The following is a 14,953-nucleotide window of genomic DNA, read 5'->3' on the forward strand; positions in this document are numbered from 1 at the left end:
CGGGCCACCCGGGGCGCGCCGCCGCACGCCGCGCGCAGCCGCAAGGCCGCACGCGCCCATGCGCCCGCGCCGCGCGGCCTCCCCCTACGACTCCCCCACGCGCGTCACCTTCACGCCGCCGCCCTCGAGGCTCAGAGAGACCTTGCCGGCCAGAAGGTCGAGCAGCTCCTCGCCCACGATGGCGCGGCGCCACCCGCGCAGCACGTCGACGTCGGTGTGCCCGCGCGCCACCTGGCAGAGGTCCGCATGGCTCGCGAGCGTCTGCATGGCCACGCCGTTCTCCCGCGCGCGCAGGCGCACGACGGCGTTCATGAGGTCGAGCTCCGCGTCGACGTTCGGCTCGTTGCGCGACGAGCGGTCGAGCTCGGGCCACTCGTCCTCGGGCAGGGCGTACGCCTTCTTCATGAGGCCCGCCACCGTGCGCGCGTCGCGCGTGACGAGGCGCTCGCGCACGCCGCGCACCATGAACAAGTCGTCGATCGTCGCCGCCTCGCGCTTGCACACCTCCACGATCTGCTCGTCGGTGAGCACCCACTTGCGCGGCACGTTGCGCCTTCGCGCCTCCACCTCGCGCCACGCGGCCACCTCGCGCGCCGCCGCGAGCTGCTTGCGCGAGAGCTGGTTGCCGCGCTTGAGCCTGCGGAAGCGCTCGCGCGGGTCGCTCTCGTAGCGCGCCGGGTCCACCAGGTCGTCGAAGTCGCGCTCGAGCCAGCCGAGGCGCCCCTTCTTCTCGAGCGCCTCGGTGAGGACGCGGTGGACCTGCGGCAGGTACACCACGTCGTCGGCCGCGTACGCGAGCTGCGAGCCGGACAGGGGCCGACGCGACCAGTCGGTGAACGAGTCGATCTTCTTGAGCGACACGCCGCAGGTGGCGCTCACGAGCGCGCCGTAGCCGATCTGCTGGGTGTGCCCGATGAGCGCCGCGGCGATCTGCGTGTCGAACACCGGGTGGGGCAGCATGCCGATCTCGCGGTAGAGGATCTCGAGGTCCTGCCCGCCCGCGTGGAAGAGCTTCAGGATGGACTCGTCGGCGAGCAGCGGGGCGATCACGCGCAGGTCGCGCACCGCGAACGGGTCGATGACGGCCACCTCGCTGTCGGTCGCCATCTGGAGCAGGCACAGCTTCGCGTAGTAGGTCTTCTCGCGAAGGAACTCCGTATCGATGGCAAGAAGGGAAGAAGACCTCGCGCGCTCGACGAACGCCTCGAGGCTTTCCTGGTTCGCTATGTACACCGAGTTGTTCCTAACATGATCACAGTTTGTAGTACCATGCCATTGTAGCTTGGGAAAGGAAATCTGTGAAACTGCTCGTGATAAATAACCTGGCTTCCGGCTTCGGCGAGGGCGCGGTCTACGACTTCGTGCGCTCGTTCTCGGCCGACGGCGACGAGGTGACGATGCGCTCCACGGACGGCAGCTCGGATCTGCGCACCTTCCTCTACGACGCCGAGGACTACGACGCCGTGGTGGCCGCCGGCGGAGACGGCACCATCGCCACGGTGACCTACCTTCTGGCCGACACCGGCATCCCGGTGCTCCCCTTCCCCGCAGGCACCGCCAACCTGCTCGCCATGAACCTCGCCTCGCCCACCGAGCCGCACGCGCTCGCCAAGATGACGCGCGAGATGCGCTGCATGGACTTCGACATCGGCGAGATCGAGCTCCCGAGCGGCGAGCACTGCGGATTCTCCATCATGGCGGGCGCCGGCTACGACGCCACCATCATGAAGGGCGCCGCCGCGGGCAAGAAGCTCCTCGGCCCCATGGCCTACTTCACCTCGGCCGTGGCCAACGCCACGCCCCAGCACGCCACGTTCACGCTGAGCATCGATGGGCACGAGGTGAGAAGCTCGGGCGTGGGCGTGATCATCGCGAACTTCTCGAAGATCCAGTTCGACCTCTCGCTCGTGCACGAGAACCTCCCGCGCGACGGCGCGTTCGACGTGGTGGTGCTCAATACCAAGGACGCCTTCGGGCTCATCCCCGCCCTGATCGCGTGCGTGCTCGACCGCTCGGGCGAGTTCCCCGGGCGCACGGACGCGCTCGAGATCTACCGCGGGCGCGAGATCACCGTCGAGGCCGACCCGCCTCTGGTGGTGCAGTACGACGGCGAGGTCACGAGCCGCACCACGCCGTTCGCCGTGCGCATGCTGCCCAAGGCGGCGCGCTTCATCGTGTCGGAGGAGTGCTGCCGCGTGTTCGCCAAGGCGTGAGGGGCGCCGAACGCCGAGCACCCTTACGTCCGAACGCGGGTCCCAAGCGCGAAGCCCGAACGCGTAACACCTGGTCACCCGAGCACGGGGGCGCCCGAACGCCGTGCGTCCAGACGCCCCCGCGTCGCGCAAGCTGCTAGGCCCGGTCGTCGAGCGTGCGCTCCTTGACGGCCTGGCTGGCCTTCCAGCGCGCCAGGTTCGCGTTGTAGCGCATCTGGATGAGCTCGAGGATCACCGCGAACACCATGGCGAAGTAGACCATGAGCTTCTCAAGGTGCATGTCGAGCACCTCGATGCCCGTGGTGATGCCGGCCGCGTCAAGCACGAGCAAGACGCCGATGGCGGTGATGAACACGAGCGCCAGAAGCTTCATCTCGACGTTGCGGTTGATGAAGTCGGCGATGAAGTCGATGAACACCATCATGACCACGATGGCCACGATGACGGCGATGATCATGATGATGAGGTGCTCGGCGAGGCCCACCGCCGTGATCACCGAGTCGATGGAGAACACGAGGTCCATCACCATGATGGTGCCGACGGCCTGGGGAAGCGTGAGCATGTGCAGGAGCGCGTGCACCTCGGAGCTCTTCGCCTTGATCTCGGTGAGGCGCAGCGCGTCGAGGAGCTCGACGATGCCCTTGTAGATGAGGTAGGCGCCGCCGGCGAGCATGACGAGGTCGCGAACGGAGAAGCCGTGCGAGAAGTCACCCAGATCGAGGGTGAACAGCGGCGTGGTCATGTGCACGAGCCAGCTGGCGAAGCAGAGGAACAGACAGCGCATGATGAGCGCGCCGGCCAAGCCGAGCTTGCGGCCGATGTGCTGCTTGTCCTCGGGCAGGCGGTTCGTGGTGATCGAGATGAACACGATGTTGTCCACGCCGAGCACGATCTCGAGGAATATCAGGGTGATGAGGCTGATCCAGGCCTCGGGTGTCGCGAAGATCGAGAAGTCCACACGCGCTCCTTTCGGTTTGCTTCCACAAAAAAGACTCATGGCGCAAAGCCGATGATCCGTTGCGTCATCGATTCTGCGCCATGAGTCTCGTTAATTAAGATGCGCCAGGCCGCTTGTTGCCCAGGTGCAACCGCGCTGCCATGATGTTGAACGCATCGCGCTGTTTCGCGCCAACTACTCCCCCATGGAGTGCGTTCATGCTAACAGAGGGCAGAGTCGGCCGCAATGCTATAATCGGCGGAGTCACAAAATATTACAAGGAGTTTGCATGGCATTCCAGCTTCCCTTTGACTTCATGCGCGAGCCTGCGCGCGCGCAGCGCCCACGGGCCGCCGCGGCGCCGCTGCCCGGCTTCGAGAACGAGAGCATCCGCTACTTTGACGCGCCGGCGCTCTCGCGCCCCCTTGAGATGCCGCAGTCGGTGCGCGCCGGGGCGCTCGCCGGCATGCTCGTGGCCGCGGTCATCGGCGGGGTCATCCTGTTCCAGTACTTCGACGCCATCGTGAACGCGCCTGCGCGCGAGCAGGCGGCGCTTGAGGAGAACCTCGCGCGCGCGGTGCCCGTCGAGGTGCCGGCGATCATGTCGTTCATGACGATGAGCGACGAGGAGGTGATGGGCGCGCTCAACGCGTCGGGCGCCACCCTGTACGAGCGCGTGGCGCCGGGCACCTCCGAGGACGGCAGCTTCGAGGTCATCAAGCTGCCCGAGGGCGTGACGGTGGCCGACGCGGGCGCGATGTACGTCACCGGCATCGACAACCTGGGCGCGGCCGACGCCGTGCGCCTGCTCAACGGCGCGTGGGACCTCACCGTGAACCACACGAACGGCTCGCTGGTGCGCGTGCGCTACGCCGACTTCACCTCGCTGTCCGTCCAGGAGGCCGTGCAGGGCGCCATCAACGCCGCCGGGCTCGGCGAATGCGCCATCGACGACTCGGGCGTCGACGAGTCGGGCAACACCTACGCGGCCGGCGTGGTCGAGAGCGAGGGCAACGTCTACAACTGGCGCGTGTCCGCCCTGCCGCTCTCCGAGATGTACGACATCAGCGGCGTTCCCGAGACCGCCAGCTACGTCGGGATCAAGCTGACGAGCGCGTAAGGGAGGAGGGCGCGCTCGCTGCCGAAGTGGCTGGTGGGCGCTTCGGGCTGGCGCCCCCCGCCAAAGTTCATCGCCGAAGCGGTGGCAAGCACTTTTAGCCGGGGCTCACTGCCGAAGCGGGCAGCGAGCCCCCTGCCCGCCACCCGCTCGAACCACCGACAACGCCCCTTTTGCATCCACGATTCTGGGAAGCTGGATGGAAAATGCCCGTTATCGGCGATTCGAGCCCCGAAAACCACCGACAACGACGCTTTAGCATCCACTTTTATCGAAAAAGCACCGATAACGGCCTTGTTTCATCCATAATCACCTGGGAGGTGGATGGAAAAGAGCCGTTGTCGGTAACTGGATTGCGAACACGCGCTTTCTTGCTTCGATGCCGCCTACGATCCCCGCTGACGCTTCTTTTCCCTCATGCGAAAGAGGCTCCCGTTCATGAATCGGGAGTCCTTCGAGTTTCGACGCAAAGCAAAACAGCCCCGAGGGATCCCTCGGGGCTGCACGATAGACAATGGAGCGGACAACGGGGTTCGAACCCGCGACCCCCACCTTGGCAAGGTGGTGCTCTACCAGCTGAGCCATGTCCGCATGTTAAGTTGTCAAAGCCGAATGGAGGCGACGCCCGGATTCGAACCGGGGGTGAAGGCTTTGCAGGCCTCTGCCTTACCACTTGGCCACGTCGCCATTTTCAAGCTTGCCGTCATGTAAGAGGCTGGCCAAAACGTAAGCCTGACCAGCCTCGATGTGACAATGGAGCGGACAACGGGGTTCGAACCCGCGACCCCCACCTTGGCAAGGTGGTGCTCTACCAGCTGAGCCATGTCCGCGTCGCAAAGAGATATATTAGAGGAACTTAAACTCTCATGCAAGCATTTTTTTCAACTTTTTTACGAACGCCTGCCGAGGGTTGGTTGCCAAGGGTTGGTCGAGGGTTGGTTGCCGAGGGCTGTTTGGGCTGGTTGCCGAGTGCTATTGCAACACCGTGCCGAGCAATTCAACCTACCAATTCAACCTACGAGCGTCTGCCGAGGCGCACGCGGCACGCACCAGCTCGCGCCGACCGACACGCACTGACCGACACGCACCAACGGTTTCCCGAGAGTCCGCACGGAAGCGAAGACTCAATTTGCCAGGAATCCGCAGAAGTCGGGAATGCTCTCCGCATGGCAAATTTTCTCGAAAAAGGGTCTTGTCAGATTCCCCTGCTCTGCTAGAATATCTTTTCGCTGACGCGGGAACGCGACGCACACCACATACGTGGGCGGTTAGCTCAGGGGGAGAGCACTACCTTGACACGGTAGGGGTCACAAGTTCAAATCTTGTACCGCCCACCATTGAACTTCGAAAGCGGCCTTCTGGCCGCTTTTTTGCTGTTCGACCCGCATCGTCGCGCGCGAATCCTTTCCGCCGCATGAGACGCGCAGCGCGCCTTCCCGCCGCGGGAGATCCCCTGGGCCGTCTGGGAACCCCCGCAGACTGCACGAAGGGGATCCTCTTTCTGGCGTCAGACGCCTCTGAGTGGATCACCGGGGACAGCCTCGCCATAGACGGCGGCGAGCTCTGCTCGTAGGCAAGCCTTCCGCTACGGCAGCGAGGGCGATTTCTTCCCTAACGGGAAGAGTCGTCCTCGCCGCTTTTTTGCGCCCTCTGCGCGGCGCGCCTCCCTTGCCGCGGCGCGCGGCCTGCGTCGCTCCCCCTTTCAGCGCCTCTAGGGCGCCCTGAGTCATCTCCCTGCTTGCTGCTTGCTGCTTGCTGCTTGCTGCTTGCTCCCCTCCTCGGCGCCTCTGGGGCCTCCCCTGAACCATCTCCCAGCGTGTTTCCTCTCCTCGGCGCCTTCTGGGGCGCCCTGGCAGGCGCTAGCGGGAGGACTCGTCCTCGCCGTAGGGCTCGATGTGGACGAGGACCTCCTTCACGTTGGGGTGGCGCTTGATGACCTCGCGCTCGAAGGCGTCGCCGAGCTCGTGGGCCGCGCGCACCGTCATCTCGGGGTCGACGAGCGCATGCAGGTCGCAGTACACCTCCGCCTCGGTGCCGCGCGTGCGCACGCAGTGCACCTCGACGAGGCCCGGCATCTCCCGCGCGATGGACTCGATGTCCTCGGGCGGGATGCACGCGTGGTCGGACAGCGTGCGCAGCGCCGTGCGGAACACGCCCACCGCCGACAGGAGGATGAACACCGTCACGATGAGCGCCATGATGGGGTCAGCCGCCGGGAAGCCCGCCGCCACGAAGCCGAGGCCCGCGATGACGCCGATGGACACGAACGCGTCGGAGAGCGTGTGGGCCGCGTCGGCCGCGAGGATCTCGCTGCGCAGCTCCTTGCCGCGCCGCCGCTCGTAGAGCGTGACGCCCAGGTTCACCGCGAGCGTGGCCACCATGACCACGAACGACATGGGCGTGACCTCGGCGGTGTAGCTCTGGCTCATGAGCTTGCCCACCGCTCCCGAGCCCACCTCGAAGGCCGCGAGCACGAGCAGCACGCCGATGGCCATGGAGCCGTACGTCTCGAACTTCGCATGCCCGTAGGGATGCCCCGCGTCAGCCGGGCGGCCCGCCACGGCGATGCCCACGAGCCCGATGATGTTGCCGAGCGAGTCGAACACCGAGTGGATGCCGTCGGCCTGCATCGAGGCGGAGCTCGAGGCCAAGCCGTAGAAGAACTTCGCCGCCGCCACCGCCAGGTTGAGCACGAACACGATCCAGAGCACCCGCTCCACGCTGCGCGCGTGGTCGGTCTTAACCGAGGAGCTGAAACGAGCCATGCGCCCTCCTCTCCGCAAGACGGGATCAAAAAGACGGGATCTGATGCAAAAAAGCCCCGCTCAGCGGGGCTTTCGATTGCAAATGGTGTCGGAGGCGGGATTTGAACCCGCACACCCGGTATGTGGGCACTAGCACCTCAAGCTAGCGTGTCTGCCGTTCCACCACTCCGACATGCTTTTTTGCAGCGACAAATAGTTTAGCATAATACCGCTGCGATGCAAGAAATATTTTCAACTTTTCTTGCCGCGGCGCGCTGCGCTGGCGCTAGGCGCCGATCGTCCCATGCGGGTAGATGACCATGAGCACCAGAAGCGACAGCATGAACACGATCGCGCACGCGATGGTGATGCGGTCGAGGTTCTTCTCGATGACGCTCGTGCCCGTCTGGGTGGAGTACATGGAGCTCGCGATCATGTCGGAGATGCCCGTGCCCTTGCCCGAGTGCATGAGGATGAACACGATCATGCCCACGCCCGACAGCACGAGCAGGATGAGAAACACAATAACCAGAGGATTCAAAGCTTCACTCTTCTCTCGGAGGAATAACTACCTTTACACAAATTCGTTATTATAGCGCAACCTCCGCTACGAGGCAAGCAGACACGAGCCCGTCATCTCGTCAGGCGCCGCGAGCCCCACGGCGGCGAGCAGCGTGGGCGCGATGTCGGCCAGGCACCCCTCTTCCCCGCTCAGGCCAAGGCCCGCCCCCGTCTCGTCCACCAGGACGAACGGCACGGGCGCCGTGGTGTGGGCCGTATGCGGCGTGCCGTCCGGCGCGATCATCTTGTCGGCGTTGCCGTGGTCGGCCGTGACGAACGCCACGCCGCCCTTGCGCGCCACCGCGTCGAGCACGCGCCCCACGCCCGCGTCGACCGCCTCGACGGCAGCCACCGCGGCGGGGATCACGCCGGTGTGCCCCACCATGTCGCAGTTCGCGAAGTTCACGATGTACACGTCGGCCTCGTCGGCGTCGATGGCCGCAGCGAGCGCCTCGGCCACCTCAGGCTCGCTCATCTCCGGCTTGAGGTCGTAGGTCGCCACCTTCGGGCTCGCGATGAGCTTGCGCTCCTCGCCCGCCTTCTCCTCCTCGCGCCCGCCGTTCAGGAAGAACGTCACGTGGGCGTACTTCTCGGTCTCCGCGATGTGGTACTGGCCAAGCCCCGCGTCGGCGAGCACGTCGGCCAGCACGTTGTCGGGGAACTCCTTCGGGAAGGCCACCGCCGCCGCGATCTCGGGGTCGTACTCGGTGAGGCACACGAACTTGACCTGCGGCCAGAAGGCGCGCTCGAAGCCCGCGAAGCCCTCGTCCGTGAGGGCGCGCGTGATCTCGCGCGCGCGGTCGGGGCGGAAGTTGAAGAAGATCACCGCGTCGCCGTCGCGCATGCCGCGGTCGGCGAGGGCCACGGGCACCACGAACTCGTCGGTCACACCGTCGGCGTACGACGCCTCCATGGCCTCGACGGGGCCGAGCTGCGTGAGGTTCGCGGCGCTTGCGAGCGTGTCGTAGGCGCGCTCGACGCGGTCCCAGCGGTTGTCGCGGTCCATGGCGTAGTAGCGCCCCTCGATGGAGGCGATCTCCATCACGCAGCCGCCCTCGGGCGCCTCCGCCCCAAGCCGCCCGATGACCTCGGCGAGCTCGCGCACGTACCCCGCGCCGCTCGAGGGCGGCACGTCGCGGCCGTCCATGAAGCAGTGCACCATGACGTGCGGCACGCCCGCGTCGCGCGCCGCCTCGAGCAGCGCGTAGAGGTGGGCGTTGGAGGAGTGCACGCCGCCGTCGCTCAGGAGCCCCATGAGGTGCAGCGCCGCGCCCGGCGCCTTCGCCGCCTCGAACGCCGCCGTGATCTCGGGGTTCGTGACGATGGAGCCGTCTGCGCACGCGCGGTTGATGCGCGTGAGCTCCTGGAACACCACGCGCCCCGCGCCGATGTTGAGGTGCCCCACCTCGGAGTTGCCCATCTGGCCCGCCGGCAGGCCCACGGCCTCGCCCGACGCCTCGAGGCGCACCCAGGGGCGCGTGGCGAACAGCTCGTCGAGCACGGGGGTCTTCGCGAGCGAGATGGCGTTCCCCTCCCCCGGCTCCTCGAGGCCGAAGCCGTCCATGATGATGAGGCACGCCGGGAGGCGCAGGGACGCGCGGTCCGCGCCCTGCGCCTCCCTTCCTTCGTTAAGCTGCTCAGACGCCATCTACATCGCTGCCTTCACGATCTCGATGAACGACTTCGCCTTGAGCGACGCGCCGCCGATGAGGCCGCCGTCGATGTCGGGCTCGGCGAGCAGGAGCGCGGCGTTGCCCTCGTTCATGGAGCCGCCGTAGAGCACGCGCATGGCGTCGGCCGTCTTGTCAGCGTAGATCTCGGCGAGCGTGGCGCGCACCGCCGCGCACACCTCCTCGGCCTGCTCGGGGGTGGCGGTGCGACCGGTGCCGATGGCCCAGATGGGCTCGTAGGCCACGACCGCGCTCTTCGCCGCCGCCTCGTCCACGCCGGCGAACGCCGCGCGCACCTGGGCGCACACGTACTCGAGGTACGAGCCCTCGTCGCGCACGGCGAGCGACTCGCCCACGCACACGATGGGCTTGATGCCGCCGTCGACGAGCGCCTTGACCTTCTTGTTCACGTCCTCGTTCGTCTCGCCGAACAGCCCGCGGCGCTCCGAGTGGCCCACGATGCACCACTCGCAGCCGATCTCGCGCAGCATCTCGATCGAGATCTCGCCCGTGTAGGCGCCCTTCGGCTCCCAGTAGACGTTCTGCGCGCCCACGCCCACCTTCAGATGGTCGAACTCGAACACGTTCACCACCGGCTTGAGGTCGACGTACGGCGGGCACACCGCCACGTCGACGAGCTCGAGCCAGTCGCGGTAGAAGTCGTACGAGATCTCCTGCGCGAGCACCACGGCCTCGCCGATGGTGTTGTTCATCTTCCAGTTGCCCGCGATGAGGTTCTTTCTGGTCATGTGAGGTCCTTTCACTCTGCTCGCAGCGCCTCGACGCCGGGCAGCTTCTCGCCCTGCACGAGCTCCATGGAGGCTCCGCCGCCGGTGGAGATGAACGTCATCTTCTCGGCGAGGTCGAACTTGTTGACCGCCGCCACCGAGTCGCCGCCGCCGATGATGGTGTCGGCCGCCTCGTTGGCCGCCACGGCCTCGGCCACGGCCTTCGTGCCCGCCTCGAACGCCTTCATCTCGAACACGCCCATGGGGCCGTTCCAGAACACGCTCGCGGCGCCCGCGATGGCCTCCGCGTAGAGCGCGGCCGTCTTCGGCCCGATGTCTAGGCCCATCATATCCGCGGGGATCTCGTCCGCCGAAACCGTTTTCGTGTTGGCATCTTCGGCGAAGGCGTCAGCGCACACCACGTCCACGGGGAGCAGCAGCTTCACGCCGCGCTCCTCGGCCTTTTCGATCATGGCGCCGGCGCGCTCGACCCAGTCGTCTTCCTTGAGCGAGGTGCCCACGGCGCGCCCCTGCGCGAGCAGGAAGGTGAAGCACATGCCGCCGCCGATGATGAGGGTGTCGGCCTTGTCCATGAGCGCGTCGATGACCTTGATCTTGTCGGACACCTTGCTGCCGCCGAGGATGGCCACGAACGGGCGCTTGGGCTCGTCGAGCATGCCGGTGAGCGTGGCCACCTCGCGCTGCATGAGGTAGCCCGCGTACGCCGGGAGCAGCGCCGCGACGCCGGCCGTGGAGGCGTGCGCGCGGTGCGCGGTGCCGAAGGCGTCGTTCACGTAGGCGTCGGCCAGCGCGGCGAGCTCGGCGCAGAGGGCCGGGTCGTTCTTCTTCTCGCGCTTGTCGAAGCGCAGGTTCTCGAGCACCACCACGTCGCCGTCGGCGAGCGCGGCGACCTTGGCCTGCGCGTCGGCGCCCACGGTGTCGGACGCGAAGGCGACGGGACGGCCCAGGAGCTCGCCCAGGCGCGCGGCCGCGGGGGCCAGCGTGTAGGCCTCCTCGAAGCCCTCGCCCTTCGGGCGGCCCAGGTGGCTCATGAGGATGACGCGCGCGCCCTCGCCCACGAGGCGCTCGATGGTGGGCAGCGCCGCGCGGATGCGCGTGTCGTCGGTCACCACGCCGTCTTTCACCGGCACGTTGAAGTCGACGCGCACGAGCACGCGCTTCCCGCGCGCCTCGAGCTCGTCAACCGAGTTAATCTTGCTCATGTTCACTTCCTAGCAAATCGGGATCGTTCATGCCGCCAAGCGCGTGCATCAGCTCGCGCAGCATCTCAGTTTGCTCGCGCTGCGCGGCGGCGACCTGCCTTTGGGCCTCGGCGGCCTCCTTCAAAGCCTGCACCATCTCGAAGAACTTCTTCAAGATGAGCAGCACGACGGCGAAGGGGACCAGGTAGACCAGGGCGGCCATGATGCTCGGGATCATGTTCTCCATGGGACGGGCACCTCCTTTGCAGAAAAGCCCCGGGGGCCGATCAGGAACCCGGGGCTTAGCAGATCGTGAATCGCACGCTGAAGGATCGCAGGTCGTTCGCAACGTCGCAGGTCAATGCAACGTCACAGGTCGTTCGTAACGTCACAGGTCGTTCGTAACGTCAGCGAGCGACGCCGAGGTGCCCGTAATTGCCCCGCCGCGCCGCCAAGCGTACCTCGGTACGCGCAGCGCGGCGCAGAAGGGGCAAGGACGGGTGCTTCGGCGCCGCGCAGCGTCGAGCAGCCCGCCGTTGCGCCAGCAACGGCGGCACGGCTTACAGCATGATCTTGACGAGGTCCTTCACGCGGTTGGAGTAGCCCCACTCGTTGTCGTACCAGCTGATGCACTTCACCATGTCGGACTTCTCGCCCATCACCATGGTGAGCAGGCTGTCGAAGATGGAGGAGTGGTTGTCGCCCACGATGTCGATGGACACGATGGGATCGTCCTGGTACTCGAGGATGCCCTTCAGCGGGCCCTCGGCGGCGGCCTTCATGGCCTCGTTGATCTCCTCGCGGGTCACCTCGCGCTCAAGCTCCACCGTGAGGTCGACCATGGAGCCGTCCGGCGTGGGAACGCGGGTGGCGAAGCCGTCGAGCTTGCCCTTGAGCTCGGGCAGGACGAGCGCCACGGCGCGGGCGGCGCCGGTGGTGGTGGGGATCATCGACATGGCGGCCGCGCGGGCGCGACGCAGGTCCTTGTGCGGGAGGTCGAGGATCTTCTGGTCGTTGGTGTACGCGTGGATGGTGTTCATGTAGCCGCGCTTGATGCCGAAGTTCTCCATGAGGACCTTCGCCATGGGGGCCAGGCAGTTGGTGGTGCAGGAGGCGTTCGACACGATGTTGTGCTTCGCCGGGTCGTACTGGTCGTCGTTCACGCCCATGACGATGGTGATGTCCTCGCCCTTCGCGGGGCAGGTGATGACGACCTTCTTGGCGCCGGCCTTGATGTGCTTGCCGGCCAGCTCGCCGGTCTTGAAGATGCCCGTGGACTCGACCACGATGTCGACGCCGAGCTCGCCCCAGGGCAGGTTCTCCGGGTCGCGCTCGGAGAGCACCTTGACGGCGTGGCCGTCGGCCACGAAGCCGTCCTCGGTGACCTCGACGGTGTCGAACGCGCGGCCGTGGACGGAGTCGTACTTCAGGAGATGCGCCATCGTGGGGATGTCACCCAGGTCGTTCACGGCCACGACCTCAATCGCGGGGTCGTTCACCATCGCGCGGTAGACGAGGCGGCCGATGCGGCCGAATCCGTTGATGCCTACTTTGGTTGCCATACGTATCTCCTTTCACAAGATACTCCTTGAAAACCCTTGCTCAGGGCTGATTACCTGACCCATACAGCATAGCACGCCGCGCGCCGAATCGGCGGGCGCGTGTTAGCTTCAGTATACGCGCTCCTCCCCCGCTATCTCGCGGGCCATCTGCTCGAGGCGGCGGACGCGGTGGTAGACGGCCGACTTCGACAGCGGCGGCGACGAGTGGCTCCCGAGCTCCTTGAGCGACGCGTCGGGGAAGGTGACGCGCAGGCGGATGAACTCCTGGAGCGCGGGCGGGAGGTTCTCCATGCCGTAGCGCTCGAGCACGGTGCGGATGGTGAAGAGCTGCTCCACCGCGGCGTTCGAAGCCTTCTGCTGGTTGGCGAGCTCGGCGTTGATGGCGCGGTTCACGTCGTTGCGCACCGACTTCACCACGCGCTGCTCCTCCATGAACAGGGCCGACGCGTGCGCGCCCACGAACGCCAGGAACTCCAGGATGGCGTTTCCGCTCTTCAGGTAGACCATGTACGAGCTGCGGCGCTGCATGACGCGCGCGGTGATGTCCTTCTCGGCCATGAGGGCCACGAGCCCCTCCGCGAGCTCCTCGCTCTCCACGGTGATCTCGAAGTGGAAGTCGCTCTTGGGATTCGAGATGAAGCCCGACCCCAGGAACGCCCCGCGCAGGTACGCCGCCGCGCAGCACTGCTTCGCCACGAGCTCGGGCTTGACGCCGAGCTCGAGGCCGTCCTCGGGCGAGAGCACGCCCATGTCGCGCAGCGCGGGGGCCAGCGCGGGCTGCGCGGGGACCTCGATGAGGTAGTTCGGCGTCTTGTGCAGCACGCTGCGGCGCACGGTGAGGTCGGTCTTGAGCTGGTAGAGCGTGTGCAGGAGGCGGATGATGAGGCGCGCCACGGAGGGCACGTCGGTGGCCACCTCCATGCGGTAGCGCCCCGGGCCGCTCACGAACAGCGTGCCCTCGATGCGCACGAGCGCGGCGAGCGTGGCCTTCTCGCAGTGCGAGCACTCGGGCGCGACGTGGGCGATCTCGTCCTTCACATCTGAGGTAAACGACATGCCGAAGCCCTACCCCCGCCTCGCCTGCATGAGCTTGACGACCTGCAGGAGCGCGTTGCGCAGCGCCTCGGGGGAATGCCAGGTGGGGCGCTCGGCGTCGGCGAGGGCGCGCGCCAGGACCACCGGGCCCATCGACTGGATGGCCTGGAGGTCGTGGTAGTTGATGGACACGGGCCGCACCTTGCCCGCAAGGCGCGCGTCGTCGAGGCCGGCGGTGGAGGCGTGGTCGGAGTCGCGCCCCGTCATGGCGTTGAAGCGGTCGTTCGCCGGGCTGTCGGCGCGCAGCGGCACGCGCGTGTGCACGAGCACGTAGTCCACGAGCCCCGCCATGCCGTGGTCCATGAGCGCCTCCACGTGCTCGCGCGCGGTGAGGCCCCACGTCTCGCCCTGCACGTCGGCGAGCGAGCACACGAAGAGGACGCGTCCGCGCGAGGCGCGGATGGCGTCGACGATGCCGGGCACGAGCAGGTTGGGGATGATGGAGGTGAACAGCGACCCGGGGCCGAGCACGATGAGGTCGGCCTCGCGCAGCGCGTTGAGCGCCGGCTCGTAGGCGGCGATGCCGCCCGCCGCGGGCGCGCACAGGCGCACGCGCTCGAGCGCCGTGTGCGAGTGGCACGCCACCGCCTGCCCGTCGAGCTCGCGCCCGTCGCGCGTGGTGGCCGCGAGCGTCACGTGGTCGAGCGTGGAGGGGTACACGTGCCCCTGCGCGTCGACGAGGCGCTCGCAGATGCGGATGGCCTCGGGGAACGAGCCGCACGCGTCCTCGAGCGCGGCGAGCATGAGGTTGCCGAGCGCGTGGTCGCGCGCCACGGCGAAGCGGTACTTGAACGCGCGCACGAGGGGGTCCTGCGGGTCGCGCGCGAACGCGGCGATGCACTTGCGGATGTCACCGGGAGGCGTGACGTCGGCCTCCTCGCGCAGGATGCCCGTCGAGCCGCCGTCGTCGGCCATGGCCACCACCGCGCTCGTCTCGATGCCGAGCGAGAGCAGCGTGCGGATGGACATGGGCGCGCCCGTGCCGCCGCCGACCACCACGGCGCGCAGGCGCTGCCCGCCGTGCGCGAGCGCGTCGAGGCGCGGCAGCTTGCCGCGGAGCGCCGAGAACGACCCGGTGGCTGACGGGTCGACGCGGAACGGATGCTTGGCAGCCATGGCGCTTC

14 protein-coding genes and 5 tRNA genes are annotated in these 14,953 nt (G+C 67.1%); 4 read left to right on the forward strand and 15 right to left on the reverse strand.

Translation table 11 applies throughout. The features are described from left to right. Positions 1–84 precede the first annotated feature (84 nt). Positions 85–1,233: a ribonuclease D gene (rnd, locus tag G7Y49_RS00785; protein WP_165170278.1), complete on the reverse strand. Its 1,149-nt coding sequence runs from the start codon at positions 1,231–1,233 to the stop codon at positions 85–87. Between the two features lie 65 nt (positions 1,234–1,298). On the opposite strand from rnd, the gene G7Y49_RS00790 reads away from it, so the two are divergent. Next, on the forward strand, positions 1,299–2,213 hold the full coding sequence (locus tag G7Y49_RS00790; RefSeq protein WP_165170280.1) for a diacylglycerol kinase family protein: 915 nt from the start codon (positions 1,299–1,301) through the stop codon (positions 2,211–2,213). Between the two features lie 136 nt (positions 2,214–2,349). Here the strand turns inward: G7Y49_RS00790 and G7Y49_RS00795 are convergent, their stop codons facing one another. After that, complete coding sequence (locus tag G7Y49_RS00795) at positions 2,350–3,171, reverse strand: TerC family protein (RefSeq protein WP_165170282.1); 822 nt, start codon at positions 3,169–3,171, stop codon at positions 2,350–2,352. Between the two features lie 268 nt (positions 3,172–3,439). On the opposite strand from G7Y49_RS00795, the gene G7Y49_RS00800 reads away from it, so the two are divergent. Beyond that, positions 3,440–4,270, forward strand: a complete 831-nt coding sequence (locus G7Y49_RS00800; RefSeq protein ID WP_165170284.1) for a teichoic acid transporter — start codon at positions 3,440–3,442, stop codon at positions 4,268–4,270. Between the two features lie 512 nt (positions 4,271–4,782). Here G7Y49_RS00800 and G7Y49_RS00805 read toward each other — a convergent pair. The 3 genes from G7Y49_RS00805 to G7Y49_RS00815 all read right to left on the reverse strand — a co-directional run bounded on the left by G7Y49_RS00805 (position 4,783) and on the right by G7Y49_RS00815 (position 5,097). Then, positions 4,783–4,858, reverse strand: a tRNA-Gly gene (locus G7Y49_RS00805). Positions 4,859–4,880: 22 nt separating this feature from the next. Further along, positions 4,881–4,954: transfer RNA gene (locus G7Y49_RS00810), tRNA-Cys, on the reverse strand. Positions 4,955–5,021: 67 nt separating this feature from the next. After that, positions 5,022–5,097 (reverse strand) — tRNA-Gly (locus G7Y49_RS00815). Between the two features lie 432 nt (positions 5,098–5,529). Between G7Y49_RS00815 and G7Y49_RS00820 the strand changes: the two genes are divergently transcribed. Further along, a tRNA-Val gene (locus G7Y49_RS00820) sits at positions 5,530–5,604 on the forward strand. A 77-nt stretch (positions 5,605–5,681) separates the two neighbouring features. Then, positions 5,682–5,840 (forward strand): SDR family oxidoreductase, encoded by a 159-nt coding sequence (locus tag G7Y49_RS12435; protein WP_165170286.1) that lies wholly within the window; start codon positions 5,682–5,684, stop codon positions 5,838–5,840. A 286-nt stretch (positions 5,841–6,126) separates the two neighbouring features. Here the strand turns inward: G7Y49_RS12435 and G7Y49_RS00830 are convergent, their stop codons facing one another. The 10 genes from G7Y49_RS00830 to yvcK all read right to left on the reverse strand — a co-directional run bounded on the left by G7Y49_RS00830 (position 6,127) and on the right by yvcK (position 14,945). Beyond that, positions 6,127–7,032 (reverse strand): cation diffusion facilitator family transporter, encoded by a 906-nt coding sequence (locus G7Y49_RS00830; protein ID WP_165170288.1) that lies wholly within the window; start codon positions 7,030–7,032, stop codon positions 6,127–6,129. Between the two features lie 83 nt (positions 7,033–7,115). Then, positions 7,116–7,204: transfer RNA gene (locus tag G7Y49_RS00835), tRNA-Leu, on the reverse strand. A 93-nt stretch (positions 7,205–7,297) separates the two neighbouring features. Then, complete coding sequence (gene secG, locus G7Y49_RS00840; protein ID WP_165170290.1) at positions 7,298–7,552, reverse strand: preprotein translocase subunit SecG; 255 nt, start codon at positions 7,550–7,552, stop codon at positions 7,298–7,300. Between the two features lie 66 nt (positions 7,553–7,618). Then, entirely contained in the window at positions 7,619–9,220 is a 1,602-nt protein-coding gene (gene gpmI, locus G7Y49_RS00845; protein WP_165170292.1) for a 2,3-bisphosphoglycerate-independent phosphoglycerate mutase, read from the reverse strand. Next, complete coding sequence (gene tpiA / locus G7Y49_RS00850; protein ID WP_165170294.1) at positions 9,221–9,991, reverse strand: triose-phosphate isomerase; 771 nt, start codon at positions 9,989–9,991, stop codon at positions 9,221–9,223. It abuts the gene before it with no gap. A gap of 11 nt (positions 9,992–10,002) precedes the next feature. After that, positions 10,003–11,193, reverse strand: coding sequence for a phosphoglycerate kinase (pgk, locus tag G7Y49_RS00855; RefSeq protein WP_165170296.1), 1,191 nt, complete (start codon positions 11,191–11,193; stop codon positions 10,003–10,005). Next, positions 11,180–11,419 carry a hypothetical protein gene (locus tag G7Y49_RS00860; RefSeq protein WP_165170298.1) on the reverse strand — a complete coding sequence of 80 codons (240 nt, stop codon included), beginning with the start codon at positions 11,417–11,419 and terminating at the stop codon, positions 11,180–11,182. The genes pgk and G7Y49_RS00860 overlap by 14 nt, the downstream gene beginning before the upstream one ends. A gap of 313 nt (positions 11,420–11,732) precedes the next feature. After that, positions 11,733–12,734: a type I glyceraldehyde-3-phosphate dehydrogenase gene (gene gap / locus G7Y49_RS00865; RefSeq protein WP_165170300.1), complete on the reverse strand. Its 1,002-nt coding sequence runs from the start codon at positions 12,732–12,734 to the stop codon at positions 11,733–11,735. 108 nt (positions 12,735–12,842) lie between these two features. Next, positions 12,843–13,790 carry a DNA-binding protein WhiA gene (gene whiA / locus G7Y49_RS00870; protein WP_165170303.1) on the reverse strand — a complete coding sequence of 316 codons (948 nt, stop codon included), beginning with the start codon at positions 13,788–13,790 and terminating at the stop codon, positions 12,843–12,845. Positions 13,791–13,799: 9 nt separating this feature from the next. After that, positions 13,800–14,945, reverse strand: a complete 1,146-nt coding sequence (yvcK, locus tag G7Y49_RS00875) for a gluconeogenesis factor YvcK family protein (RefSeq protein ID WP_165170305.1) — start codon at positions 14,943–14,945, stop codon at positions 13,800–13,802. Positions 14,946–14,953 lie beyond the last annotated feature (8 nt).

Origin of the sequence: Adlercreutzia sp. ZJ242, assembly GCF_011038995.1 — a bacterium.
In the GTDB taxonomy this organism is placed as follows: Bacteria; Actinomycetota; Coriobacteriia; order Coriobacteriales; family Eggerthellaceae; genus CAAEEV01.